This is a genomic window from Janthinobacterium sp. 1_2014MBL_MicDiv, assembly GCF_001865675.1.
GTDB lineage: Bacteria > Pseudomonadota > Gammaproteobacteria > Burkholderiales > Burkholderiaceae_D > Janthinobacterium.
In genome coordinates, this window is the sequence record NZ_CP011319.1 from 4,440,797 (window position 1) to 4,465,536 (window position 24,740).

General features: G+C 65.3%; 20 protein-coding genes. 10 read left to right on the plus strand and 10 right to left on the minus strand.

Annotated elements, in window-relative coordinates:
- Nucleotides 1–120: 120 nt before the first annotated feature.
- The 8 genes from YQ44_RS19260 to ppnP are packed head-to-tail and all read left to right on the plus strand — an operon-like array spanning nt 121 to nt 9,087.
- Nucleotides 121–1,932, plus strand: a complete 1,812-nt coding sequence (locus YQ44_RS19260; protein ID WP_071324755.1) for a methyl-accepting chemotaxis protein — start codon at nt 121–123, stop codon at nt 1,930–1,932.
- Nucleotides 1,933–1,937: 5 nt separating this feature from the next.
- Nucleotides 1,938–2,393, plus strand: coding sequence for a chemotaxis protein CheW (locus tag YQ44_RS19265; protein WP_071324756.1), 456 nt, complete (start codon nt 1,938–1,940; stop codon nt 2,391–2,393).
- On the plus strand, nt 2,390–3,634 hold the full coding sequence (locus YQ44_RS19270) for a CheR family methyltransferase (RefSeq protein ID WP_071324757.1): 1,245 nt from the start codon (nt 2,390–2,392) through the stop codon (nt 3,632–3,634). The genes YQ44_RS19265 and YQ44_RS19270 overlap by 4 nt, the downstream gene beginning before the upstream one ends.
- Nucleotides 3,635–3,646: 12 nt before the next feature.
- Complete coding sequence (locus tag YQ44_RS19275; protein WP_071324758.1) at nt 3,647–4,333, plus strand: chemotaxis protein CheW; 687 nt, start codon at nt 3,647–3,649, stop codon at nt 4,331–4,333.
- The gene (locus YQ44_RS19280; protein WP_071324759.1) at nt 4,330–6,645 is read left to right on the plus strand and encodes a hybrid sensor histidine kinase/response regulator; all 2,316 of its coding nucleotides are present in this window, start codon (nt 4,330–4,332) and stop codon (nt 6,643–6,645) included. The genes YQ44_RS19275 and YQ44_RS19280 overlap by 4 nt, the downstream gene beginning before the upstream one ends.
- A gap of 10 nt (nt 6,646–6,655) precedes the next feature.
- Nucleotides 6,656–7,708 (plus strand): chemotaxis-specific protein-glutamate methyltransferase CheB, encoded by a 1,053-nt coding sequence (gene cheB, locus YQ44_RS19285; RefSeq protein ID WP_071326625.1) that lies wholly within the window; start codon nt 6,656–6,658, stop codon nt 7,706–7,708.
- Nucleotides 7,709–7,718: 10 nt separating this feature from the next.
- The gene (locus tag YQ44_RS19290) at nt 7,719–8,744 is read left to right on the plus strand and encodes a GGDEF domain-containing response regulator (protein ID WP_071324760.1); all 1,026 of its coding nucleotides are present in this window, start codon (nt 7,719–7,721) and stop codon (nt 8,742–8,744) included.
- A 28-nt stretch (nt 8,745–8,772) separates the two neighbouring features.
- Nucleotides 8,773–9,087: a pyrimidine/purine nucleoside phosphorylase gene (gene ppnP, locus YQ44_RS19295; protein ID WP_071324761.1), complete on the plus strand. Its 315-nt coding sequence runs from the start codon at nt 8,773–8,775 to the stop codon at nt 9,085–9,087.
- A gap of 66 nt (nt 9,088–9,153) precedes the next feature.
- Here the strand turns inward: ppnP and murB are convergent, their stop codons facing one another.
- Nucleotides 9,154–10,182: a UDP-N-acetylmuramate dehydrogenase gene (gene murB / locus YQ44_RS19300; RefSeq protein ID WP_071324762.1), complete on the minus strand. Its 1,029-nt coding sequence runs from the start codon at nt 10,180–10,182 to the stop codon at nt 9,154–9,156.
- A gap of 182 nt (nt 10,183–10,364) precedes the next feature.
- On the opposite strand from murB, the gene YQ44_RS19305 reads away from it, so the two are divergent.
- On the plus strand, nt 10,365–10,850 hold the full coding sequence (locus tag YQ44_RS19305) for a YajQ family cyclic di-GMP-binding protein (RefSeq protein ID WP_034759416.1): 486 nt from the start codon (nt 10,365–10,367) through the stop codon (nt 10,848–10,850).
- A 190-nt stretch (nt 10,851–11,040) separates the two neighbouring features.
- Nucleotides 11,041–12,306, plus strand: a complete 1,266-nt coding sequence (locus YQ44_RS19310; protein ID WP_071324763.1) for a nitronate monooxygenase — start codon at nt 11,041–11,043, stop codon at nt 12,304–12,306.
- 84 nt (nt 12,307–12,390) lie between these two features.
- On the opposite strand, the gene YQ44_RS19315 is transcribed toward YQ44_RS19310, so the two are convergent.
- The 9 genes from YQ44_RS19315 to YQ44_RS19355 form a co-directional block, all read right to left on the minus strand.
- Nucleotides 12,391–13,107, minus strand: coding sequence for a 4'-phosphopantetheinyl transferase family protein (locus YQ44_RS19315; protein ID WP_156894913.1), 717 nt, complete (start codon nt 13,105–13,107; stop codon nt 12,391–12,393).
- A complete protein-coding gene (locus YQ44_RS19320) occupies nt 13,104–13,889 on the minus strand; it encodes a thioesterase II family protein (protein ID WP_083411954.1) in 786 nt (261 codons plus the stop codon). The genes YQ44_RS19315 and YQ44_RS19320 overlap by 4 nt, the downstream gene beginning before the upstream one ends.
- Before the next feature lie 26 nt (nt 13,890–13,915).
- Nucleotides 13,916–15,556 (minus strand): MBL fold metallo-hydrolase, encoded by a 1,641-nt coding sequence (locus YQ44_RS19325; protein ID WP_071324766.1) that lies wholly within the window; start codon nt 15,554–15,556, stop codon nt 13,916–13,918.
- 78 nt (nt 15,557–15,634) lie between these two features.
- Nucleotides 15,635–18,037: an FtsX-like permease family protein gene (locus tag YQ44_RS19330; RefSeq protein WP_071324767.1), complete on the minus strand. Its 2,403-nt coding sequence runs from the start codon at nt 18,035–18,037 to the stop codon at nt 15,635–15,637.
- A complete protein-coding gene (locus YQ44_RS19335; RefSeq protein ID WP_071324768.1) occupies nt 18,034–18,723 on the minus strand; it encodes an ABC transporter ATP-binding protein in 690 nt (229 codons plus the stop codon). The genes YQ44_RS19330 and YQ44_RS19335 overlap by 4 nt, the downstream gene beginning before the upstream one ends.
- A gap of 57 nt (nt 18,724–18,780) precedes the next feature.
- Nucleotides 18,781–20,085, minus strand: coding sequence for an efflux RND transporter periplasmic adaptor subunit (locus tag YQ44_RS19340; protein ID WP_071326626.1), 1,305 nt, complete (start codon nt 20,083–20,085; stop codon nt 18,781–18,783).
- A gap of 28 nt (nt 20,086–20,113) precedes the next feature.
- Nucleotides 20,114–20,464: a nuclear transport factor 2 family protein gene (locus YQ44_RS19345; protein WP_071324769.1), complete on the minus strand. Its 351-nt coding sequence runs from the start codon at nt 20,462–20,464 to the stop codon at nt 20,114–20,116.
- Between the two features lie 37 nt (nt 20,465–20,501).
- The gene (locus YQ44_RS19350) at nt 20,502–22,211 is read right to left on the minus strand and encodes a cyclic peptide export ABC transporter (protein ID WP_071324770.1); all 1,710 of its coding nucleotides are present in this window, start codon (nt 22,209–22,211) and stop codon (nt 20,502–20,504) included.
- Nucleotides 22,208–24,679: a penicillin acylase family protein gene (locus YQ44_RS19355; protein WP_071324771.1), complete on the minus strand. Its 2,472-nt coding sequence runs from the start codon at nt 24,677–24,679 to the stop codon at nt 22,208–22,210. The genes YQ44_RS19350 and YQ44_RS19355 overlap by 4 nt, the downstream gene beginning before the upstream one ends.
- Nucleotides 24,680–24,740: the final 61 nt, after the last annotated feature.

Sequence of the window (24,740 nt, forward strand, 5' to 3'; positions counted from 1 at the left end):
GGAGCGCACTCGGCCGTGATTTACGGCCGTGCGCGCGCCCAGATCGCCCCCATTTTGCTGTCCGCATGGCAAAATGCTACAGTGCAATTGTGCTGACCTTCCCGCTTCCGGAGCCCTCCCATGTTCAAAGACCTGAGTATCAAGAATAAACTGTACCTGGGCTTCGGCTCGATCGTGGTCATCATCCTGATCCTGCTGGGCGTCGCCTACAACAGCTTTTCGCGCCTGTCCGAGGCCAATGCCTGGGACCGGCATACGATGGAAGTGCTGGTGGAGATCGACAAGATCCACAATTCCATCCTGCAGATCCAGGTGGAAACACGGGGCTACATCCTGAGCGGCAATGAAGTGTCGCTCAATTCGGAGACCGACGAGATGGCGGTGCTGAGCCAGCACACGCAAAAGGCCATGACCATGACGGCCGATAACAAGACGCAGACGGAACGCTTCCGCAAGATTGACGCGCTGACCACGGCCTGGGTCAAGGAGTGGATCACCCCCTTGATCGAAAAACGCCGCACGCTGGGCAATGCACCGGGCGCGACCGAAGCGGTGGCGCGCCTCGTGCCTGCGGCCGGCTCGCCCGGCATCCTGCAAGCCAACAGGCTGCTCGACGAGGCGGCTGCCGAAGAAACCCGCCTGCTGACCGAACGCACGGCCACCACCGCCAGGCTGCAGGAAACCATGCTGCTGACGCTGGCGCTGGGCGGCGTGCTGTGCATCGTGCTGGCGCTGGGCATTTCCTACGTGCTGGGCCGCGCCATCCTCGGCCCGCTGAACAACCTGACGGACGCCGTCGGCCGCATCGCCGGCGGCGAGCAGGGCGCGCGCGCCGCCATCATCTCGCGCGACGAACTGGGCAAGGTGACGGAAGAATTCAACCGCATGGCGCAAACCATCCAGGACAACCAGGCCAATGAACTGGCCGCCACGAATAGCTTGCGCGCCAAGGTCGATTCGCTGCTGGAAGTGGTGTCGAAGGCCGCCTCGGGCGACTTGACGGGCAAGGTCAGCATCACCGGCAGCGACGCCATCGGCCAGCTGGGCAACGGCCTGGCGAAGATGTTCGAGAACCTGCGCAGCCTGCTCAACAATGTGCAGAAGGCGGGCATCCAGGTGACGACCTCGGCCACGGAAATCGCCGCTTCGGCGCGCCAGCAGGAAGCCACGGGCATTGAACAGGCGCAAACCAGCGTGGAAATTCTCAGCACCACCAAGGAAATCTCGGCCAATACGAGCCAGCTGCTGAAAACCATGGAAGACGCCACCGCCGTGGCCGACTACACGACGAATGCCACGGCCGAAGCGCAAAATAACCTCAAGCGCATGGATTCGACCATGCAGCACATGGTCTCGGCCACCGACTCCATCAACGCCAAGCTGGCCGCCCTGTCGGAAAAAGCCAGCAACATCAACAGCGTGCTGATCACCATCACCAAGGTGGCCGACCAGACCAACATCCTGTCGCTGAACGCCGCCATCGAGGCGGAAAAAGCGGGCGAAGCGGGCCGCGGCTTCTCCGTCGTGGCCACCGAAATCCGCCGCCTGGCCGACCAGACCTCCGTGTCCACCTGGGATATCGAGCAAATGCTGAAGGAAATGCAATCGGCCGTGTCCGCCAGCGTGATGGGCATGGACAAATTTTCGGAGGAAATCCGCCGCAGCGTGGGCGAAGTGCGGCAAGTGGCCGAACAGCTGTCGTCCGTGATGGACCAGGTGCAGAAACTCACGCCGCAGTTTGACGCCGTGCTGCAAGGCATGCAGTCGCAGGCGATCGGCGCCTCGCAGATTTCCGACACCATGATGCAGCTCAACGACGCCACGCAGCAGACGGTGGAATCGCTGAAAGCCACCAGCGAGGCGGTGCACCAGCTGCAGTACGCGGCCGGCGACCTGCAGTCGAGCGTGTCGACCTTCGCCGTCACCATCTGAGCCCCATGAAAGTACTGCTCTTTCACATCGGACGCGACCGCTACGGCCTGCCGCTGGCCGGCATCGTGCGCGTGCTGCCGCTGCTGGAGCTCAAGCAGTTGCCGCTCACGCCCGACTATGTGGCCGGGCTGATGGACTTGCACGGCGCGCCCGTGCCCGTGATCGACCTGTCGCGCCTGGCCGGGCTGCCGGCAGCGGCCGCGCAATTCGACACGCGCATCATCATCGTCGACTACCGCGCGCCTGGCGGCGCCGCGCATGCGCTGGGGCTGATGGCCTCGCAGGTGCGCGGCATCGCCGACATCGATCCGCAAAAACTCGACGACAGCGGCGTGGCGACGGCGCCCTTCCTGGGCCAGGTGGCCAGCGACGCCGACGGCATCGTGCAACTGGTGGAACTCGAACACCTGCTGCCGCCCGACGTGCGCGCGCTGCTGTTTCCGGCCGGGAGCGCGGCATGACGGCGCAAACGCTGCTGCGCCGCGCGACCGGGCTGTCCGTCTCGAAAGCCGTGGCCGAGCGGGCCGTCAGCCAGCGCATGGAGCAAACGGGCTTTGCCGACAGCGAGGCCTACCTGCAGGCGCTCACGCCGGCCGAAATGACGCAATTGATCGAACTGGTGGTGGTGCCCGAATCGTGGCTGTTCCGCGACCCGCAGGCGTTTTACGCCACCGTCGAACTGGTGCAGGAACGCTGGGCGCGGGGCCGCGCCACGCGCATCCTGTCGATTCCCTGCGCCGGCGGCGAGGAACCGTATTCGATGGCCATGGCGCTGCGCGACGGCGCCGTGCCGAAACAGGCGTTCAGCATCGACGCCTATGACCTGAGCCCCGGCTGCATCGAACGGGCGCAGGCCGGCATCTATGGCCGCAACGCCTTCCGCGCCCAGGACGTGGCCTTCCGCGAACGCTATTTCACGCATGTGGCCGACGATTCCTACCGCATCATCGACGCCTTGCGCGAACAGGTCACGTTCAGGCAGGGCAACCTGCTGCAGTTCGATACGGCCACCTACAGCCGCCATTACGACGTCATCTTCTGCCGCAACCTGCTGATTTACTTCGACAAGCCGACCACGCGCGCGGCCATTCACAACCTCTCCGCCCTGCTGGCCGACGACGGCATGCTGCTGGCCGGCTATGCGGAGGTGCCGTCGTTCTGCCAGAACGGCTTCGCGCCGCTGCAGTTCCGCCAGGCCTTCGCCCTGAAAAAGGAAAGCACGCCGCCGGCGGCCGTCATCCAGGTCGCCGCGCTGCCGCCCGCGCGCGCGCTGCGCAGCGTGCCGCCGACGCCGCGGCCCGCGCCTGCCCGGGCCGCCGCGCAGGCCGCGCCGCCAGCAGCGGCGCGGCCGCGCCCGGTACCGGTGCAAACGGCGCCGGCACCGGCCGACCTGCTGGCCGAGGCGCGCGTGCTGGCCGACCGCGGCCTGCTGCGCGAAGCGGGCGAGAAATGCCACGCCCACCTGGCCAGGGTGCCCGAGGCGGCGGAAGCGTATTTCATGCTGGGCATCATCAATGAACTGGCCGGCAAGATGGACCTGGCCGACGACTACTGGCGCCGCTGCATCTACCTGCAACCCGACCATTACGAAGCGCTGTGCCATCTGTCGCTGCTGGCCGAACGCAATGGCAACCATACGGCCGCCGCCACCCTGAAGGCGCGCGCGGCACGCATCTACCAGCGCCGCCAGGCCAGCAACTAAGGGGAACGCAGCATGACAACCATCACCGGCAGCGAGACCACCGAAGCGATCCAGGACTGCTGGAACCATATCGGCGTGGTCGGCGACCAAAGCTGCAGCAAGCTGCCGGCCAACGTCCATTGCCGCAACTGCGACGTGTATGCGGATGCCGCCCAGCGCAACCTGCAGCGTCCCGTCGACGCACACTACCAGCAGGACTGGGCCAGCCACTTCCGCCAGATCGATGCGGGCGGCGAGGTGCGCGACAGTTCGGCGCTGGTGTTTCGCATCGGCCGCGAATGGCTGGCGCTGCCCACGTGCGTGTTCGACTCGGTGGCGCCGCAGGCGAAGCCGCACGCGCTGCCGCACCGCAGCGGGCGTGGCCTGTCGGGCATCGTCAACATCGGCGGCAAGCTGTATCCGTGCATGTCGCTGGCGTCGCTGCTGGGCATCGACGAACAGGGCGCGCCGCCGACCAAGGGCCGCCATACATTCGCGCGCCTGCTGCTGATGCGCTGGGAAGACCAGGCCTATGCCCTGCCCGTGGCCGACCTGCACGGCATCGTGCGCTACGCGTCGGGCACCGTGCAGGCGCCGGCCGCCACCATCAACAAGGGCCTGTCGCGCTTCCTGTCCGGCGTCATCACCGAGGGCGAGCTGCGCATCGGCTGCCTCGACACGGCGCTGATCGGCTTTCAACTTGCGAGACTATTACGATGAGCCAGGACCAGCACGGCGACCTGAGTGCCTTTTCCATGCTGGACCTGTTCCGCATGGAGGCGGACAGCCAGACCCAGATTCTCACCGATGGCCTGCTGGCCATGGAGCGCCATGCGGGCGACGCCGCCGCCGTCGAGGCGATGATGCGCGCAGCCCATTCGATCAAGGGCGCCGCCGCCATCGTCGGCCTGCAGGTGGTGGTGCAGCTGGCGCACGGCATGGAAGACAGCTTTGTTGCCGCCCAGCATGGGCGATTGAAACTCACGCCGGAACGGGTCGACGTGCTGCTGTCGGGCGTCGACCTGATTGTGCAGCTGTCGCGCCTGGACGACGCGGGCGCCGAGGCGTGGCTCGCCGCCAACGCGGCACAGATCGACCAGACCCTGAACGCCATCGCCGGCATCGCCGAACTGCCGGAATTGCCGGCCCTGCCGTCGGCCCCGGCGGCGGCCCCCGCACCGGCGCCTGCACCAGCGCCAGCACAGCCCGACATCGCCGAGCTGCAAGCGCCGCTGTCGAGCGGCCTGGCGGACGAGGAAGCGGCTGCGGCCGCCCCGGCGCCGCGCGGCGGCACGACGCCGGCCAAGGCGCCGGCGCAGAATTTCGACAAGCTGCTGTCGCTGGCCAGCGAATCGCGCATCAACGCGCACCAGATGCACCCGTTCATCGGCGCCCTGCAGCGCTTCAAGCGCAACCAGAGCAGCCTGTTTTCCGCCATCGAGCACCTGCACGAAGCCATTGCCCGTTCGGGCGACGCGGGCCTGATGGAAAAATCGCTGCTGGCGCTGCAAAAGACGCAGCCCATGAAGCAGTTCATGCTCGAGCACATCGCCGACATCGAAACCTATGAGCGGCGCCTGCTGGCCGTCTCGCAAGGCATGGTCGACGAAGTGCTGGCCCTGCGCATGCGCCCTTTCCGCGACGGCATCCACGCGTTTCCGCGCATGGTGCGCGACCTGGCGCGCAGCCTGGGCAAGGAAGTGCAGCTCGAGATCGAGGGCGAGGACACGCTGGTCGACCGCGACATCCTGGCGAAGATCGAAAGCCCGCTGAACCACATGCTGCGCAACGCCATCGACCATGGCATGGAAGGTCCGTACGAGCGCATCGATGCGGGCAAGGAGGCGCTGGGCACGATACGCATGGAGGCGCGCCACCGCGCCGGCATGCTGAGCATCGAGATCAGCGACGACGGGCGCGGCGTCGACCTGGAGAAGATCCGCCAGTCCGTCATCGAGCGCAAGATGGCCAGCCCCGCCATGGCCGCCGCGCTGTCGCCGGGCGAGCTGCTGGAATTCCTGTTCCTGCCCGCCTTCAGCCTGAAGGCCACGGCGAATCAATTGTCCGGACGCGGCGTGGGCCTCGATATCGTGCACGAGACGATACGCCAGCAAAACGGCACGGTGCGCCTGGAATCGGAGCCGGGACGCGGCTTCCGCGCCCTCATCACCCTGCCGCTGACGCAATCGATCGTGCGCGCGCTGGTGATCGACATCCAGGGCGAAGCCTACGCCATCCCCATCGTCAAGGTGGAAAGCGTGGTGCGCGTGCCGCAGGCGGCCATCCACACGCTGGAAAACAAGCAGTTCTTTGAACTCAAGGGCGAGCACCTGGGCCTGGTCTCGGCGGCGCAGGTGCTCGAACTGGGCGAGACGGCCAGCAGCGCCGACGACCTGCCGGTGGTGGTGATCGGACGCGGCAAGCAAAGCTACGCGCTGGTGGTCGACGCCATCCGCGGCGAGCAAAGCCTGGCGGTACAGGCGATCGACCCGATTTTCGGCAAGATGCGCGACATTTCCGCCGCCGCCCTGCTCGACGATGGCGAGCCGGTGCTGATCCTCGACGTGCCCGACCTGCTGCTGTCGATCGACAAGCTGCTGCACGAGGGCGGCCTGCACCAGCTGGCGCAGACGGGGCACGCCGAGCGGCGCCGCGCCAAGCGCATCCTGGTGGTCGACGATTCGCTAACCGTGCGCGAGATGGAGCGCAAGCTGCTGCTGGCGCGCGGCTTCGACGTCGACGTGGCCATCGACGGCATCGACGGCTGGAACGTCGTGCGCAGCGGCGAATACGACCTGGTGATCACCGACGTCGACATGCCGCGCATGGACGGCATCGAACTGGTCTCGCTGATCAAGAAGGATCTGCACCTGCACAAGCTGCCGGTGATGATCGTCTCGTACAAGGACCGCCCGGAAGACCGCGCACGCGGCCTGTCCGCCGGGGCCGACTATTATCTGACCAAAGGCAGCTTCCACGACGAGACCTTGCTCGACGCCGTGGCCGACCTGATAGGAGATGCCCGCTTATGAGTTGTACTTCATGAAAATTGCCATTGCCAACGATGTCGCCATGGCCGCCGAGGCCTTGCGCCGCGTGGTGGCCAGCACGCAGGAACACCAGGTGCTGTGGATCGCCCGCACGGGCCTCGAAGCGGTGCGCATGTGCGAGGGCAACCGCCCCGACCTGATCCTGATGGACCTGAACATGCCGGAGATGGACGGCGTCGAGGCGACGCGCCTGATCATGGAGCAAAGCCCGTGCGCCATCCTCGTCGTCACGGGCCGGCCGCAGGACAATGTCAACCAGGTTTTTCGCGCCCTGGGCGCGGGGGCGCTCGACGTCACCGCCACGCCCATGCTGCAAGGCAAGGCCGGCGGCGACAGCGAACTGCTGGCCAAGATCAAGACCATCGGCAAGCTGATACGGCACAGCGCCGAGACGCCGCCGCCGCGCCAGGCGCCGGCCAATGGCGGCGAACGCGGCGACGGTCAGGTCAGCACGCTGGTGGCCATCGGCGCCTCGACGGGCGGCCCGTCGGCCGTGGCCAGGGTGCTGTCCGGCTGGACGGCGCCGCCCGGCTGCGCCATCGTGGTGGTCCAGCATATCGATGAAACCTTCGCCTCGCACTTCGCCAAATGGCTGGACGACCAGCTCAGCATGCCGGTGCGCGTGATCGCCGAGGGCGACGAGCTGGTGTCCGGCACGGTGCTGATCGCCAAGACCAATGACCACCTGCTGCTAGATCAAAATTATCGTTTGGGGTACGATGCAGCACCGCGCGAGTATGTTTACCGCCCCTCCGTCGATGTATTCTTCAATTGCGTGGCGCAGCACTGGCGCGGCGACGCCATCGGCGTATTGCTCACAGGCATGGGACGCGACGGCGGCGACGGCTTGCTGGCCATGCGCCGCGCCGGCAAGACGACCATCGCGCAAGACCAGGCCAGCAGTGCCGTGTACGGCATGCCGCGCGCGGCGGCCGAACTCGATGCAGCGCAACAAATTTTGCCTCTGGACAAAATCGGCGCCAGCCTGCGCAGCCGCCTGGGCGCCAAACTCAACAATGGGTGGGAGCCCTCCCCTAACATCTGAAAAGAATGCAATGCCAGAATTTTCCTCCAGTTTCATCCAGCACGAACCTGCCCTGACCGAATTCAAGGTCAGCGTTCTGCTGGTGGACGACCAGTTGATCATTGCTGAGGCAATCCGGCGCATGCTGAGCGACCAGCAGGATATCGAGTTTCACTATGTCACCGATGCCACCCAGGCCCTGGAGACGGCACTGCGCCTGCAACCCACCGTCATCCTGCAGGACCTGGTGCTGCCAGGCATTGACGGCTTCGCCTTGATCAAGCTGTACCGCGAGCACGAGGCGCTGGCGCACGTGCCCGTCATCGTGCTGTCGGCCAAGGATGATCCGAAACTGAAGGCGCACAGCTTTGCCGTCGGCGCCAATGATTACGTGGTGAAACTGCCGGACCGCCTGGAATTGCTGGCGCGCATACGCTATCACTCGGCGGCGCACATCAGCCGCCTGCAGCGCGACCAGGCTTTTCGTTTCCTGCGAGAAAGCCAGAAAAACCTGGCCGACGCCAATATCGAACTGCAGAAACTGGCCGCGCTCGATGGCTTGACGGGCATCGCCAACCGCCGCCGCTTCGATGAAACCCTGCAATTCGAATGGCAGCGGGGCCAGCGCGACAAAGCACCGCTCAGCCTGCTGTTCTGCGATATCGACCATTTCAAGAGCTATAACGACCATTTCGGCCACCTGCCGGGCGACCTGTGCCTGAAAAAGGTCGCCGCCGTGCTGACGGAACATCTGAAACGCCCGGCCGACCTGGCGGCCCGCTACGGTGGCGAAGAGTTCGCCCTGATCCTGCCGGAAACGGAAGCGGCCGGCGCCCTGCTGATCGCCGAAGCGTGCCGGCGCCACCTGGAAGGCTTGCAGATCGAGAACCCGGCGGCAGACACCGGCATCGTCACCATCTCGATCGGCGTGGCCACCGTGGTGCCCTCGCCCAACTCGACCATCGAGCAGCTGATCAACCGCGCCGACCAGGCCCTGTACGCGGCCAAGCGCGGCGGACGCAACAGCGTGCTGGGCGCCGATGACGTCAATGATTGATTTTTTTCAACCGCAAGGAAAGTGAAGCATGAGCACACAACTGGACAATGTCAGCGTCGTCAAGAAGTCGAATATTTACTTTGATGGCAAGTGCGTGTCGCACAACGTCATCCTGGCCGACGGCACGAAAAAAAGCGTGGGCGTGATTTTCGCGTCTTCGCTGCGCTTCAACACGGGCGCGCCGGAAACGATGGAAATCGTCAGCGGCCTGTGCAAGGTGCGCCTGGCCGACGCGTCGGAATGGAACAGCTACGGCGCCGGCACGGCATTCAAGGTGCCGGGCAATAGCTATTTTGATATTGAAACCACGGAGACCGTGGATTACGTCTGCCATTTCGGCTGATCCACGCAGAAAAACGTCGATGGCTGTACTGCCCTCAACATTTTTCAAGCATGGATTTGATGCACATCACACAAACACAGGCTCGGGCGACAGGCGCACGCCATATTTCGCCTCTACATCATCCTGTATCGCTGCCGCCAGCCGGGTAATGTCCGCGCCACGAGCGCCGCCATTATTCACGAGGACCAGCGCCTGCTTGGGATACACTCCCGCGGGCCCCAGGTTCCTCCCCTTCCAGCCGCACTGGTCGATCAGCCATCCGGCCGCCAGCTTTTCCGTGCCATCGGGCTGCGCATGGTGCACCAAGGCAGGAAAACGTTCCAGTAAAGCAAGACATTGCTCGCGTGACACCACCGGATTCTTGAAGAAACTGCCCGCATTGCCGATCACGGCCGGATCGGGCAGCTTGCGCCGGCGGATCGCCATCACCGTCTCGGCCACCTGCTGCGGCGTCGGTTCGGCAATCGCGCGCTCGGCCAGCGCCTGCGCCAGCTCCGCATAGCGCAAATTCGGCTGCCACTGGGCCGGCAAGGCAAACGTCACTTCCAGCACGATCAGCTCGCGCCCGTCTTCCTGCTTGAAGATGCTGTCGCGGTAGGCGAAGCGGCAGGCGTCGCGGTCCATGTCGAAGACGATGCCGCTGGCGCTGTGCATGACGCTCACGCTATGCAGATAATCCTTGATTTCGACGCCATACGCGCCGATATTCTGGATAGGGGCCGCGCCCACCGTGCCGGGGATCAGCGACAGGTTTTCCAGCCCGCCCACGCCCTGGGCCAGGGTCCATTGCACGAAATCGTGCCAGTTTTCGCCGGCCGCGGCCGTGACGAGGATGGTGTCGAAGTCAGCCTGCGCCAGGCGCATGCCGCGCGTGGCCATGTGCAATACGGCGCCGGGAAAGTCGCCCGTCAGGACGATATTGCTGCCGCCGCCCAGTATCAGGCGCGGCATGGCGGACAAGGCGGGATCCTGCAGCGCCGCTTGCAGCTGGGCCTGGGAAGTGATGCGCATGTAGGCGGCCGCATTGGCCGTGATGCCGAAGGTATTCAGGCGCTGGAGGGGGTAATTGTGTTCGATGGTGAGCTCGGCAGACATGGAATAGCGATTATTTTGCTCGATTATAGAGTGAAACCGACAAAAAACCAGCGCAAGACAAGGGCAGGCCGTCCGTTGTCCGTTAAAATGTCGCATCTTTAACGGGGCTGTGCCATTTTGCAAAGAATGCGCGCGCCCGGCGCGCTACGAGCGCGTTCGCTCTAATACGAAAGGAACAGACCATGCCGTCATTTGATGTAGTCTCCGAAGCCGATATGATCGAAGTCAAGAATGCTGTCGAGCAATCCAACAAGGAAATCACGACCCGTTTCGACTTCAAGGGCAGCGATGCCCGCGTCGAGCACAAGGAAAACGAATTGACCGCGTTCGCGGATTCCGAGTTCCAGCTCAGCCAGGTGCGCGACGTGCTGACGAACAAATTGACCAAACGCAAGGTCGATGTGCGCTTCCTCGACGAAGGTGACATCAAGAAGATCGGCGGCGACAAGGTCAAGCAGATCATCAAGATCAAGAATGGCATCGAGTCGGACGATGCGAAGAAAATCGTGCGCGTCATCAAGGACAGCAAGATGAAGGTGCAGGCGAGCATCCAGGGCGAAGCCGTGCGCGTCACGGGCGCCAAGCGCGACGACCTGCAGGCGGCCATGGCCATGCTGCGCAAGGACGTGCCCGACATGCCGCTGGAATTTAACAATTTCCGCGATTAAACGCGGCCCGGCCTGCGTTTGCCGCCCATGGGCGGCAAGCGAAAGAACGGCGCAATGCCTCGGTGAGCCACCCCGCTTGGGGTAGAATTGGGGCTGTGCACAGCTACATGCGCGCGCCCGCACGCCGACACGGCGGCGGGCATGACCGTACATCTGGCTCAGTGATAACCACGGTAGTCTAAGGATAGCAATGAAACGTGTTGATGATTTCCGCCTGCGATTTGGCAAAAAAGAGTATGTGCCCATCATGATAGGCGGAATGGGTGTGGATATTTCCACGTCGGAGCTGGCGCTGGAAGCAGCCCGGCTGAACGGTATCGGCCATATCTCCGATGCCATGGTGGAAGACGTGTCGGATCGCCGCTTCGACACCACCTTCGTCAAAGACAAGACGAAACTGTACAAGTTCAACATCAATAACAGCGACAAGGCCGTGGTGCAGTTCGACCTGGGCCGCCTGGCGGAAGCGCAGCGCCTGCATATCGGCCGTACCATGGAAGCGAAAAAAGGCGATGGCTTGATCTTCGTCAATTGCATGGAAAAGCTGACCATGAATGGCCCGCGCGAAACCTTGCGCGTGCGCCTGAATGCGGCGCTCGACGCCGGCATCGACGGCATCACCCTGTCGGCCGGCCTGCACTTCGGTTCGTTCGCCCTGATGGCTGACCATCCACGTTTCCGCGATGCCAAGCTGGGCATCATCGTCTCGTCCGTGCGCGCCCTGCAGATTTTCCTGCGCAAGAACGCCAAGCTGGACCGCCTGCCCGACTTCATCATCGTCGAGGGACCATTGGCCGGCGGCCACCTGGGCTTCGGCATGGACTGGGCCAATTACGACCTGCACACGATCACGGCGGAACTGCTGGCCTACCTGAAGGCCGAACAGCTGGACATCCCGCTGATCGCCGCCGGCGGCATCTTCACGGGCAGCGATGCCGTTTCCTTCCTGGAAGCGGGCGCGGCCGGCGTACAGGTGGCGACGCGCTTCACGGTCACGAAGGAATGCGGCCTGCCGCACAAGGTCAAGCAGGAATACTACAAGGCCTCGGAAGAAGACATCATCGTCAACGGCGTCTCGCCGACCGGCTACCCGATGCGCATGCTGAAAAACACGCCCGCCATCGGCGCCGGCATCCGCCCGGGCTGCGAATCGTATGGCTACCTGCTCGATGCGACCGGCAACTGTGCCTACATCAACTCGTACAACCGCGAAGTGGCTGCCCATCCGGAGCAAAAAACCGTCGTCGTGATGGACAAGACCTGTCTGTGCACGCACATGCGCAACTTCAACTGCTGGACCTGCGGCCATTACACCTACCGCCTGAAGGACACCACGCATAAGCTCGACAATGGCGAATACCAGATCCTGACGGCCGAACACGTCTTCAAGGATTACCAGTTCAGCGTCGACAACCAGATCGCCCTGCCGGAAAAAGAAATCCTCGTGGCAGGCTGAATCTTTCCGGCCTGATCTGAACATGGCGCAGCCTGCGAAGGCTGCGCCATTTTTTTGCCTACCGCTGATGCCAGCCGCCATGCGTCACCAGATGAACGCCGTGCAGACGGTCCTTTCATCGATGATCGCATAGGCAATCTGGCAGTGCTCGCTCCCCTGCAGCTGCGCACACAGGGGATCGGCGATGCGGAACGACAGGGTGCGCTGCCGCGTGTCGATATCGGTCAGCACGATGGTATTGAAGTCCAGGAAGCGCTTGACCGTGCTGAACATCGCCTTGTAAAAACTTTCCTTGGCAGAAAATACCAGCGCCATCAGCACGCTGAACGGCGCCGCATGCGCCATCGCCCGCATGCGGACGATTTCCGCGTCCGACAGCACGATATCGATCATGCCCCGCCATGACTCGGCCGTCATGACGCTTTCGATATCGATGCCGGCGCCCCGGTAGGGGCCCAGCGGCAGCACCGTCGCCGCCGCCAGCACCTGGTTATGCGTGATGCTGCCGATGATGCCCGGCGGCCAGAGCGGTTCGCGCGAGCGCCCGATCGGCACGTCGCCGCAGCTCAGGCCGTGCTGCAGCAGGGCGGCGCGGGCGCACAGGCGGCCGTGGAAGAATTCCGCCTGCCGCCGCGGCACGCTGGCGGCGATCTGCGGCGGACAGTCGAGCGCCTCGCTGGCGAACCACGCCGCATCGAACAAGCCCTGCTCGACCCGGGTGAGAAAAACGGACAAGGCGCCATGGCCGTGCACGGCCATGCTCCAGCGCCTGACGCGAACATCCTGTGCGTGTGAAATCACGATGCCATCCTTTCGGTGCCACGTTCAAGGGTAAAAACCGGCAATTGCCGCAGCGTCGACGCCACGCATTCCAGCACGGCCGCACGCTGTTCATTGACAAAAAAATGGCCGCCGTCAAACCAGGCGATGCGGCTGTCCCTGGCCGTCTCGCGGCCCCATTCCGCCAGCCGGGCGCCGGCCACATGCTCGTCGTCGCGGCCCGCCAGCACGGTCAGCGGCACCGGCAGGCGCAGCCACGGCTGGTAGGCATACGTTTCGACCAGGCCGAAGTCGGCGCGGATCGCCGGCAGCACCAGCGCCATCAGCTCGCGGTGCTCGAGCAGCTCGGCCGGCGTGCCGTTGTACTGGCGCAGCGCATCGATCAGCTGGGCATCCGGCAGCAAATGCAGCTGGCGCAGCCCGCTGCGCGCCGCCGGCGCATCGGAACCGGAGACGAACAGGTGCAGCGGCAGGGGCAGGCGCAGGCGGTGGCTGCAGCGCGCCACCTCGAACGCCAGCAAGGCCCCCAGGCTGTGGCCGAAGCAGGCATACGGCAGCGGCCCCTGGCGCGCGATCACGTCGGCCACGGCCGACGCCACCTGCGCCAGCGAGATCAGCGGTGTTTCGCCCATGCGCGCGCCGCGCCCCGGCAGCTGCACGGCGCACACCTCCACATGCGGCCCCAGCTGCTGCTGCCACTGGGCATACGCGCTGGCGCTGCCGCCGGCATAGGAAAAGCAGAACAGCCGCAACCGCGGCGCCGCGCAAGGCGACCGCACCAGCCAGGAAGTTGCCATCATCATATTGCCTCGCTTCGTCGGTGACAGGGTCAGAACGGCTCCGGAACGGCATCGCCAACGAGCTTGATGCGGCCGTGGGAGATGAGGATTTCCCGCTTGCCGAACAGGCGCGCCGAATAAATGTCCTCGTTGCGCAGCTTTTCCACCAGCAAGTTGCTTTCGATGATGGGTTCCGATTCATCGTCATACGAAATCGAGGAGATGAAGCGCAGCGCCGGCTCGGCCCCCATCGCATACACGAAGACGGAATGGGGCGTGAAGCAGCTCACCAGTTCATAGGCGCGCTCGCAGTCGGAACCGTTCAGGCGGCGCGACTGGTCCTGGCTGCGCGTCAGCGACTTGGTCAGGAAGCTGCCGTACAGCCAGGACATCGGCGCACCGCGGCATTCCATGCCGATGAAGATCGTGTCGATCTTGCCCAGCTTCCTGGCGATCAGGCGGTACATCTCGGTATCGAGATTGTTCGAATCGGCAAGGAACATGGTCGAGGCGCCGTTGTCGCGGATGGCGTAGCCGAGCTTGCCGATGATATTCATGTCGCCGTGCTCGCCCAGGAAGGGCAGGCCCGTGATGGCGCCTTCGGGCAGGTCGATCGACTCCAGTTCGCCCAGCTCGATGACGTTGGGGAAGCCGCAATGGTTGAGGATCATCTTCAGCGACGGGTCCGTGATGCCGTTGCCGCTCGTCTTGGGCACGACGATGGCGCCGATGCGGCTGCGGATCTGCAGCAGCGTTTCAAACAGCACATGGTCCGAATGGTTGTGCGTGAGCAGCACGTAATCTATGCGTGCCGGCAAGTCCAGGTCGCTGAACGAGGGAATCCCGTTCGCATCGGCCGAGGCGATGAAGGGGTCGACCATGATGGACACGTTGCGGCTCTGGATCAGCGCCGACGCATGCGCGAAATAGCGCACGCGCAAGCCGTCGCCCGCATACTCGTTGCCGCTGTTGGCCACCACGGGCGTATCCGTGACGAGCTGCTCGAGCTGCGCGGCGCTGCAGGCGCCGTTGCTGAGTTTTTCGACCAGCGCCAGCAGGGTATCGAATTCCACGCCCTGGTACTTGGCCGACATCAGCACGTCGACGTCGCTGCTGGCGAACGGCACGTTGAGGACGATGCCGTCATCGCCCTGGAAGCACGGGGTCGACAGCGCGAACGGACGGTTGTCCATGTCCGACTTGATCAGGCGCAGGCTCTGGAAACGGTCGGTGCTGTACTTTTCATACACCAGCGCCTCGATCAGGCGCAGCGACGGCCGGCTGCGGATGTCGTAGGTCAGCTCGGTAATGCCCCGCAGTTCGGCCGGCAGCTCGTCGTACAGGGGTTCGACTGAATTGCCGTCAAGCACATTCAAGCGTTCATGGAATTCGAATACCTTGTTCGCCAGCGAACTCAGCTCGGCCAGCGAGGTGCGCGTCTGCGCGGCGAACTGCTCCACATTGGCGACGTCGCCCTGGTAATTGATGAACGGTCCGCCGATCAGTGCAGGATCGCGGGCCGCATTGATGTGCACCTGCGGCGACTTGACATAGGACTCGAGCAATTTCAGGTGGTTGCTGTTGGTGATCATCCCCAGGGTCGGCGGATAGATCAGGAACGGCCAGGCGTACCAGGAATTGACGCGTGGTTCAAATGCGATATCGGCTCTGAAAAAGACTTTGCGGGACATGTGTTTCTCCTGTTATTTATTATTCATCAATGTTCATTAGAGGGCATGCACGGCGTGCATGCCCCGTATTGCATTTCCTCAGCCGCGCAGCGCCTGCACGGGACGCAGGCCCAGCGCCGCCAGCGTATGGCGCAAGGCGGCCAGGGTGGCCATCAGCGCCGTCGCCAGCACGGCCGCCAGCAGCGGCCAGCCGCCGACGGGCGCCCGTTCCACATAGCCGGCCAGGTATTGCGCGCCCGCCAGCCACGCCAGCGGCAGGCCCAGCACCAGTCCCAGGACCAGCAAGGTGCCGAATTCGCGCACCAGCAGGCCCGCGATGGCGCCGGCGCCCGCGCCGTGCAGCTTGCGGATGACGATTTCGCGCGTCTTGATGCGCACCGTGTAGGCGGCCAGCGAATACACGCCCAGGCTGGCCAGCAGCAGCGCCATGACGCTGGCGGCGGCGATCAGGCCGCCCACCATGCGGTCTTGCTTGTAGTGCTCGGCAAGGTAGGCATCGACCGTATCCATCGTCACCACGTCGTCGGGGAACAGGCGCTGCCAGGCCGCCTGCACGGCCTTGCGCGCCTGCGGCAGGTCGCTCGTGTGCAGGGTCAGCACGGCGCCCGCGCCGAAGTTGCCGTCGTTCAGGTAGAACAGCTGGGCCGCCGCTTCCGCATGCGCCGTTTCCTGGCGCACGCGGTCGATCACGGCCACCACGCGGGCGAACTTGCCGTCGGCCGACTTGATGTTGGCGCCCAGCGCCTGTTCCGCCTGCGCAAAGCCGAGCAGCTTCGCGGCGGTGCGGTCCAGCACGACGGACTTGTCGGCATTGGCGTCGACGGTGGTGCCGCCCGAGGTGATCTTGCCAGCCAGCAAACCGATCTTGTAGACATCGAAGAAGGCCGCGTCGACCGCATTCATGCGGATCAGCACGGGCGCCGGATTGCTGCCCGTGGTGAATGCCTCGTTCTGGCCCGCGGGATTGCGGCCAGGCACCTCGTCGCTCCAGGCGGCCCCATCAATGCCGGGCGAACGCGCCAGCACGTCGCGCAGCGCGGCGGCGGACTGCGGCGTGGCCGTGGCCGGCAGGGTCACCGCCAGCAGGCCCGTGCTGCGGAAGCCCAGGTCGAGCGTGCGCACGAAATGGCTTTGCCACATGATCGTCGCGGCGACGGCCGACAGCGTGATGGCGGCGGCAAACTGCAGCGCCGTCATGGCGCGGCGCACCCAGCGTCCGCCCGCATTCTCGCTATGGCTGCGGCCCGACAGCGATTCGGCGCAATTGATCTTCAGGGCGATGCGGGCCGGATACAGGCCCGTCACCACGCCCAGCGCGACACAGCCCAGCAGCAGCGACAGCAGCATGGCCGGCGTGAACAGCCGGTTGTCGAAGCGGTAGTTGAGCAGTTCGCCGAACGCGGGCGCCACCAGCCAGGCCAGCAGCACGCCCAGCGCGCCGGCCAGCAGGGCCACCAGCATCGATTCGCCGATCAGCTGCCCCGCCAGCCGCGCCGGACTGGCGCCGAGCGACTTGCGCACGCCGATCTCGCGCTGGCGCGCCAGCGTGCGCACGGTGGTCAGGTTGACGTAGTTGACGCTGGCCAGCGCCAGCATGGCCAGCGCGGCGGCGGCCAGGGCGCCGTACAGCAGGCGCTTGGCGCCGCTGCCGGCGCCGCTGAAGGCCAGCTGGTCCATCGGCACGGCGCGCAGGAAGGCGGCCTTGCGGCCATTCTCGATCCAGCCCGGCGGCACTTCGCGGATCACGGGCGAGTGGTCGAAAATGCTTTGCGCGATCTCGCCCAGCTGCGCCGCGCTGGCGCCCGGCGCAAGGGTGGCGTAGACGCGGCCCGACAGCGCATACCAGCCTTCGCGGTCTTCCGGCGGCAAGCCGTTGAGGATGGAATTGAACGGCGCCAGCGCCTCGAACTGCAGCTGGCTGTTGCCGGGCTGGCGCGGCAGCAGCGCCGCGACGGTGACGGTCTTGCCGTTGACGGCCAGTTGGCGGCCCAGCACGTCGCGCTGGCCGAACAGGCGTTCGGCCGCCTCGAAGGTCAGCGCCACGCTGTCAGGACGCGTCAGGCTGGCCTGCAGGTCGCCGGCCGCGCTGGCCAGACCGAACATGGAAGCCACCTCGGCATCGGCGAACACCATGTCGATCCTGGCCACCTGTTCGCCCACCCTGGCCGAGATATCGGTCTTCAGGGCGCGCGCCGACGCCGCCACGGGTGCCTTGGCCGCATGCAGCGCGTCGCGCAGCACGAACGGCGCGGCGCCGGTCCAGTCGATCTTGCGGTCGGGGATGTTCGGCTTGAAGTCGAGCGCCACCACGCGCGAGGGCTGCGCCATCTTCGACTCGGGGAACATGGCGTCGGCCACCAGTCCCAGGATCAAATAGCTGCTGGCCACGGCGATGGACAGGCCCAGGATGACGATGGCCGAATACACGGGGTCGGCCAGCAGCTGGCGCCAGCCGGTGCGGAAATCGCTGAACTTGATCATCCGACCCTCCGCAGCATGGCGCCGTCGTTGACCACGCGGCCGTCGAGCAGGTCGATCACGCGCGTCGCCTGTTTCGCATGCGCGGGCGAGTGGGTCACCATCACCAGCGTCGTGCCCTCGTCGTTGAGTTCCTGCAGGATGCGCATGACTTCATCGCCATGGCTGCTGTCGAGGTTACCGGTCGGTTCATCGGCCAGCAGCAGGGCTGGCCGGGTGACGATGGCGCGCGCGATGGCCACGCGCTGCTGCTGCCCGCCCGACAGCTGCGACGGCTTGTGGCCGGCGCGGTGGCTCACGCCCAGGCGGTCCATGGCGGCCGCCACGCGCTGCTTGCGCTCGGCCGCGGACAGGTCGCCGTATTCCAGCGCCAGCGCGATGTTTTCCTGCACGCTCAGCTCATCGATCAGATTGAAGTTCTGGAAGATGAAGCCGATGCGGCCGCGCCGCAGCTGGTTCAGCTGGCGTTCGCTGGAACCGGCCACGTCCTCGCCCTGGAAGCGCATTTCGCCGCTGTCGGGCGCGTCGAGCAAGCCGAGGATGGACAGCAGGGTCGACTTGCCGCAGCCGGACGGGCCCGTGATGGCCACGTATTCGCCCGCCTCGATCGTCAGGTTGATCTGGTTGAGCGCCGCCGTTTCGATGTCTCCCACGCGGTGCAGCTTGCTGACGTTATGTAGTTTTAGCATTATGTTTTCCTTCAAGTTAAAAAAAGATCCGGCCCGACGGCGCCGGCGATTCACTGGTCAGCGCGTCAGGCGCAGCCCTTCTGCTTCACCGAAACGGCGGTAGCCGGAAACGATCACCCTGTCTCCTGCTGCCAGCCCTCCCAAGACTTCCACCTTGCCGGCCGCGCGGCGGCCCAGCTTGACGTTGCGCCGCGCCGCGTAATCGCCGCCCGCGTCGAGCACGAACACCCAGGCGCCGCCCGTGTCGGCATAAAAGGCGCCGTCCGGCAGCAGCAGCGCGCGCGCCGACTGGCCCAGGGTGACGTGGGTGTCGAGGCTCTTGCCCGGCTGCAGGCCCGATGGCGCGGCGCCGTCGAAATGCAGGAACATCGTGAAGCGGCCATCCTTGATCTGCGGATTGAGCTGCGACACCGTCAGCGCATACGCCTGCCCCCCCTGCTCGACCTTGCCCTTCAGGCCCGTGGCGATGCGGTTCAAATAAAACTCGTCGACCGAGGCCGACAGCTTGTAGCGGTCGGAACTGTCGATGCGGCCGATACGGTCCGTCGTCTTCACGGATTCGCCCACCTGCAGCTGGAAGCTGGTCAGGCGGCCGTCGACGGGGGCGCGCACGGCCAGCTGTTCGGCGCTGGCGCGCACCAGGCGCAAGCCGTTGTTCAAGCCCGAGATGGCGGCGTCGAACTCCGTGATCGACTGTTCGCGGATGCGGTATTCGGCCCCCGCGTCGGCGCGCGTCTGCGCCAGCAAACGCCGCTGCTGCTCCAGCTTGTCGGCCGCCTCTTCCAGCGTGGCCGCCGAAATGAAGCCCTTGGCCGCCAGGTCGGCCTGGCGCGCATATTCCTTGGCCGCGCGCGTCACGTTGTATTCATAGCCGGACAGGTCGCGCTGGTAGCCGGCCTTGGTGGCGGCCAGGGCGGCGCGCATGGTCGACAGGTTGGCCAGCTGCTGCGCCACGTCGGCCGAACGCGCCAGCGCTTCCTGGTCGCGCTGCGGGTTCGACAGGCGGAACAGCAGTTCGCCCTGCTTCACCGTGGCGCCGTCGCGCACCAGCACCTCTTCCACGCGCCCGCCCTCGGTCGCATCGAGATACACGGACGACAGCGGCACGACCGTGCTGCGCACGGCCAGCGCATCCTGGAACACGCCCTGGGCCACGGTGCCGATATCGAGCTCGCCCGCCTCGACGGCATAGCCGCGCGGCATGGCCAGCCAGACGGCGCCGGCCAGCCCCGCCACGGCCGCCGCGCACGCGCCCATCCTGATCCAGCGCTTGCGCGGATCGCGCGCCACCACGCGGTCCATGCCGGCGCCGCTGCTGGCCTGCGGCAGCGCCGATACTCTTGCAGTGTTCGCTTCATTCATATGCATGTCCTTGTCAATGCCGTCGCGCTCACACCGCCGGGGTGTAGAAATAGCTGCGGCGGTAGGCGATCTTGTCGTCCTTGAAGCGGTAGATTTCCGCGTAGTGGATATCGACTTCCGTATCGTCCTTCTTGCGCCCGAGGAAATGGCCGCAAGCCATGGCGCTGTCGCCGCCGCAGACGAAATCGACGATGGCGTGGTTGCCGTCGCGGATCACGCGCGCATTCCGGTAAAAGTCGAGGATTTCATCGATGCCGGAAAAAGCCGAGTAGCCGGGCCGCTCGTACACGGCATCCTCATGCATCAGCTCCTTGAGCGCCTCGAAACGGCAGCCATCGATGGCCATGAACATCTTGCGCACTACGTCTTCGTTAACCATATCGCCTCCAAAAAGTGAGAAAAATGATGTGCCGGCCTCAGGCGCGGCGCATGAACATGGAGCTGTTGACACTCTCGCGTTCCCGCGCATGCGGCAGCTCGATCCGCGTGACTTCGCCGTCCGCCATGACGATCACCTTGTCGGCGATGTCGAAATAGCGGTCGTCATGGGTAATCGCCACCACGGCCTTGCCGCGCGCCTTCAGCGACGGCAGCACTTCGTGGTAGAACACTTCCTTGAAGATGGGGTCCTGGTCGGCCGCCCATTCGTCGAACAGATACAGTTCCTTGTCCTCGATGAAGGCGGCCAGCAGCGCCATGCGGCGGCGCTGGCCGTCCGACAGCGCCAGCGTGGAGAACTTGCCATCCTTGTACGTGACCTTTTCATCGAGGCGCAGGGCCACCAGGAAGTGCTGCACCTGCGCCGCGTCCACTTCCACGCCCAGCAGGCGGTCGAACAGGTAGTAATCCGAATAGATGGCCGAGACGCTCTGGCGGCAGATGCCGATCGTGTCGCGGTCGATGGCCGTGTCGCCGAAGTAGATCGTGCCCGCCACCGGCTGGTAGTGCAGCGTCAACAGCTTGCACAGGGTCGACTTGCCGGAGCCGTTGCCGCCGACGACCATGGTGATTTCGCCCTTGGCGAATTCGAGGTCGATCGGGCCGACGCGAAAGCCGCTCGCATCGTCGGCCAGCTGGTGCTGGTAGCACACCTGCTCGAAGCGGATCACGTCCCACTGCACGGGCGTCGCCGCCGTCTCGGCGATGTCTTCGTCGGAGAGGCGCTCGAGCAGCGACGTGACGCGCTGCAGCGCGATCTTCGAGCGCGAAATTTCGGGCAGCAGGCGCAGGATGCCGGCCACCGGGCCCGTGATGTACAGCAGCACCATGATCGCGCCCAGCAGTTCCTCCGTGTTGATGGCGTGGTAGTTGACGAGGATGAAGGTGACGGCGCCGATGATGAAAAAGCTCAGCATCTCGCCGTAGTTGGCCGAGACGCGCACCACCGTGTTGGCGCCTTGCTGGGCGCCGAACAGGTCGCGCTCGTAGCGCAGCAGCATGGTGTCGAAGAAGGCGCGGCGCTTGTCGTCATTGAGCTTGAGCTCCTTGACGCCGCGCACCAGGCCCTGGATCGCTTCCTGCAGCGAATCGGAGCTCTTGCCGCCCTCGATGAAGTAACGCTGGCCCAGCAGCATCGGCAGCTGGTAGGTGATCACGCCGAAGATGATGGCGCCGAAGACGAACCAGAAGATGGTCACGTCCAGGTACAGCAGGAAGCCCAGCATGCCGGCCACGGTGACGCAGGCCACCAGCAGGTCGGGCAGCAGCTGGGTGCCCGACACCACCGTCGGCAAGTCCGAGGTCATGGCGGCGATCAGCTTGGGCACGCCGATATGCTCGAGCGACGGCAGCGGGGCGCGGGCGATGCGCTCGTACATGTTGACGCGCAGGTCGGAAGCCAGCTTCATCGACACGCGCGACAGCGTCACCTGCGAAAAGGTACGCGCCACCACGATGAACAGGCAGATGGCGGCAAACAGGGCCGCCACCGGCGCGTTGGCCACTTCCAGCCAGGCCACCGTCACGGGGCCGCTGTCGACGGTGGTGAAGCGGGCGTCGGCCGGACGCAGCGCATTGATCATCAGCGGGATCAGCAGCGCGTAGGTGGCGCCGGACAGCACGCCGAGGAGCATCGAACCGAATACGCGGTTCGGGGCTTTTTTGGACAACATGGAAAACAGGCTCATTTTGCCTCTCCGGATTGGACTGCGGGATTGAGTGGAACGAATTGAACCTTGGCAAACGGCTCGACCATGTCGTCGTAGTGCCGGCTCAGCAGATTGCCGGACTGGCCGGTGGAATTCATGTACATGTTCAGCACGCCGTCCGGCTGCAGGCGGATCACCTGGCGGAAGCCCGCGCCCAGGTGCTGCTTGTAGCCCTTCTTGGTCTCGAACGAGGAAGCGGCCACGTTGATGGTATTTTCCGAGCCGCCGCTGCCGACGCGCCGTTCGAAGAAGCCGTCGAGCGGCTTGGTCTGGCTGAATGGCGTGTGGCCGTACAGCGCCGTCTGCAGCTTGCCCCAGTGCCAGGAATCCATCGAATGGTCGCCCTTGAGTTCATAGATTTCATCGATGGCCGCCTGCAACGAGGTGCGCAGCACGTCCTGGCACGCCTTCACGCCGGCCGTCGCCGCCGGCGCGCACCAGCCGCCCTGCTGCTGCGCCAGGATGCGGCGCAGGGTGTCGACGCGGATTTCCTCGCTCAGGCCGCGGATCACGCCGCCCTGCTCGGCCTTGTTCCAGTAGCCCTTGAACTGCGCCGAGAACAGCTGTTCGCGCAGGTGGCGCATCCAGACGTGGAAGATGGCCGCGGCCTGGCTGTCCGCCTGCATGTCGCCATTCCATTGGCGCAGCCACGTCATGGCCTGGCGCTGCGCGTCGTTGGCGGGCGCCAGCTTGAGCAGCTCGGGCAGGATTTCCTGCGCTTCCAGGTCCAGCGTGTCGCCCTGCATCTGCTGCATGTCCGCCATCGTCAGCGGCTTGTTGGCGGCCAGTTTCTGCCGCAGCAGCTGCTCGATGCGGCGCGCCCGCGCCGGCGAGGCCCAGTCCTGCGAAATGAAGTACGGGTAGCCTTCGCCGACGATGCTGTTGTTGGCGCTGACGATAAAGCCCGATGGCGGGTTGTATATCTGCGGCAGCTTGTCGGCGGGGATGAAGCCGCTCCAGGCGTAGTCGTCGTTCCAGCCCGGCGACGGCACGCTGCCGTTGCCCTTGCCGCGCAGCGGCACCCTGCCCGCGCCCAGGTAGCCGATATTGCCCTGGCGGTCCGCGTACACCATGTTCATGGCCGGCGCCACGTGCAGCTGCATGGCCTGCTTGAAGGCGCCCCAGTCGGCCGCGTGGTTCAGGCGGAAGAAGGCTTCGTAGCTGGTGTCGCCCGCGTCGAGGGCCGTCCAGCGCAGCGCCACCGGCTGGTCGAACACCTTGAACATGTCCGAGACGATGGGACCGTGGCGGCTGGCGCGCACCTGCACCGTCACCGGCTCGTATTTCGGATGCAGGAAGTCGGGAAACTCCGAGCGCACCGATACCGAGACGCTGCGCGTGGTGTAGGCCTGCCAGTCGCCGTTGACGGCGTAGCGGCCCGGGTTGGCGGGGTCGCTGCGCTCGAAATACAGGTCCTGGGCATCGGCCATCATGTTGGTGCCGCCCCAGGCGATGTCCTTGTTGTGGCCGAAGATCACGGCCGGCAGGCCGACCAGGCTCATGCCGCCTACGTCCAGGGTCTTGCCCTTGGCGCTGACGACGTACCAGAGCGACGGGATCTGCAGGTTCAGGTGGGGATCGTTGGCCAGCAGCGCGGCGCCGCCGGCGCTGTGCTTGCCCGACACCACCCAGGCATTGCTGCCCACGCCCCTGCCGCCCAGGCCCAGGCCTTGCGTCAGTTCCTTGTGCTGGAACGCCAGCATGCTGGCCAGCTGGCCGCTGGCGGCCGTGCCGCCGGTCTTGCCGGCCTTGCCGTTCTCGCCGCCGGCCAGCAGGGTGCTGTCGATGCTGTTATCCGGGAACAGCACCGCCATGTGCTCGGCGTCGAGGCTCTGGCCCGCCAGGTAGCGGCCCATCTCGCGGTTGAAGTTGCCGCCGAGATTGAGCGCGAACATCTTGATCCACGCCAGCGAATCGTAGACGGTCCACGGCTCGGGCTGGACGCTGAGCATACGGAACTCGGGCGGCAGCGTCTCGAGCGAGGCGCGGCCCGCGTTCACGCCCGCCGTATAGGCGGTCAGCGATGCCTGCGCCTCCTTGCTCAGCGCCGGCCAGGCCGAGCGGGCCGCGTCGTACAGGCCCAGGGTGCGGAACCAGATGTCGCGCTGCACGCTGGAGCGGCCAAACACTTCGCTCAGGCGGCCCTGGGCGATGCGGCGCTGGATTTCCAGCTGCCACAGGCGGTCCTGGGCATGCACATAGCCGATCGCATAGTAGGCGTCGTTGTCGGCGCGCGCCTCGATATGCGGCACGCCGTGGGCGTCGCGGCGGATCGACACGGGCGCCGTCACGCCCTGCGTCAGCTGCAGCGCGCCATCGGTGGGCAGGCTGTGGCGGAACTTGGCCAGCAGCAGGCCGCCCGCCACCAGCAGCGGCAGCAGCACCACGACGACCAGGCGCGTCAGGAGCGGCGAGCCTTGCGTCAGTTTCGTGTAACGTTTAAACATGGAAGACCTTTAGTATCTGCACAACATTTATCGGATGCCGGGAAGGGGTCGCCTTCGGCCG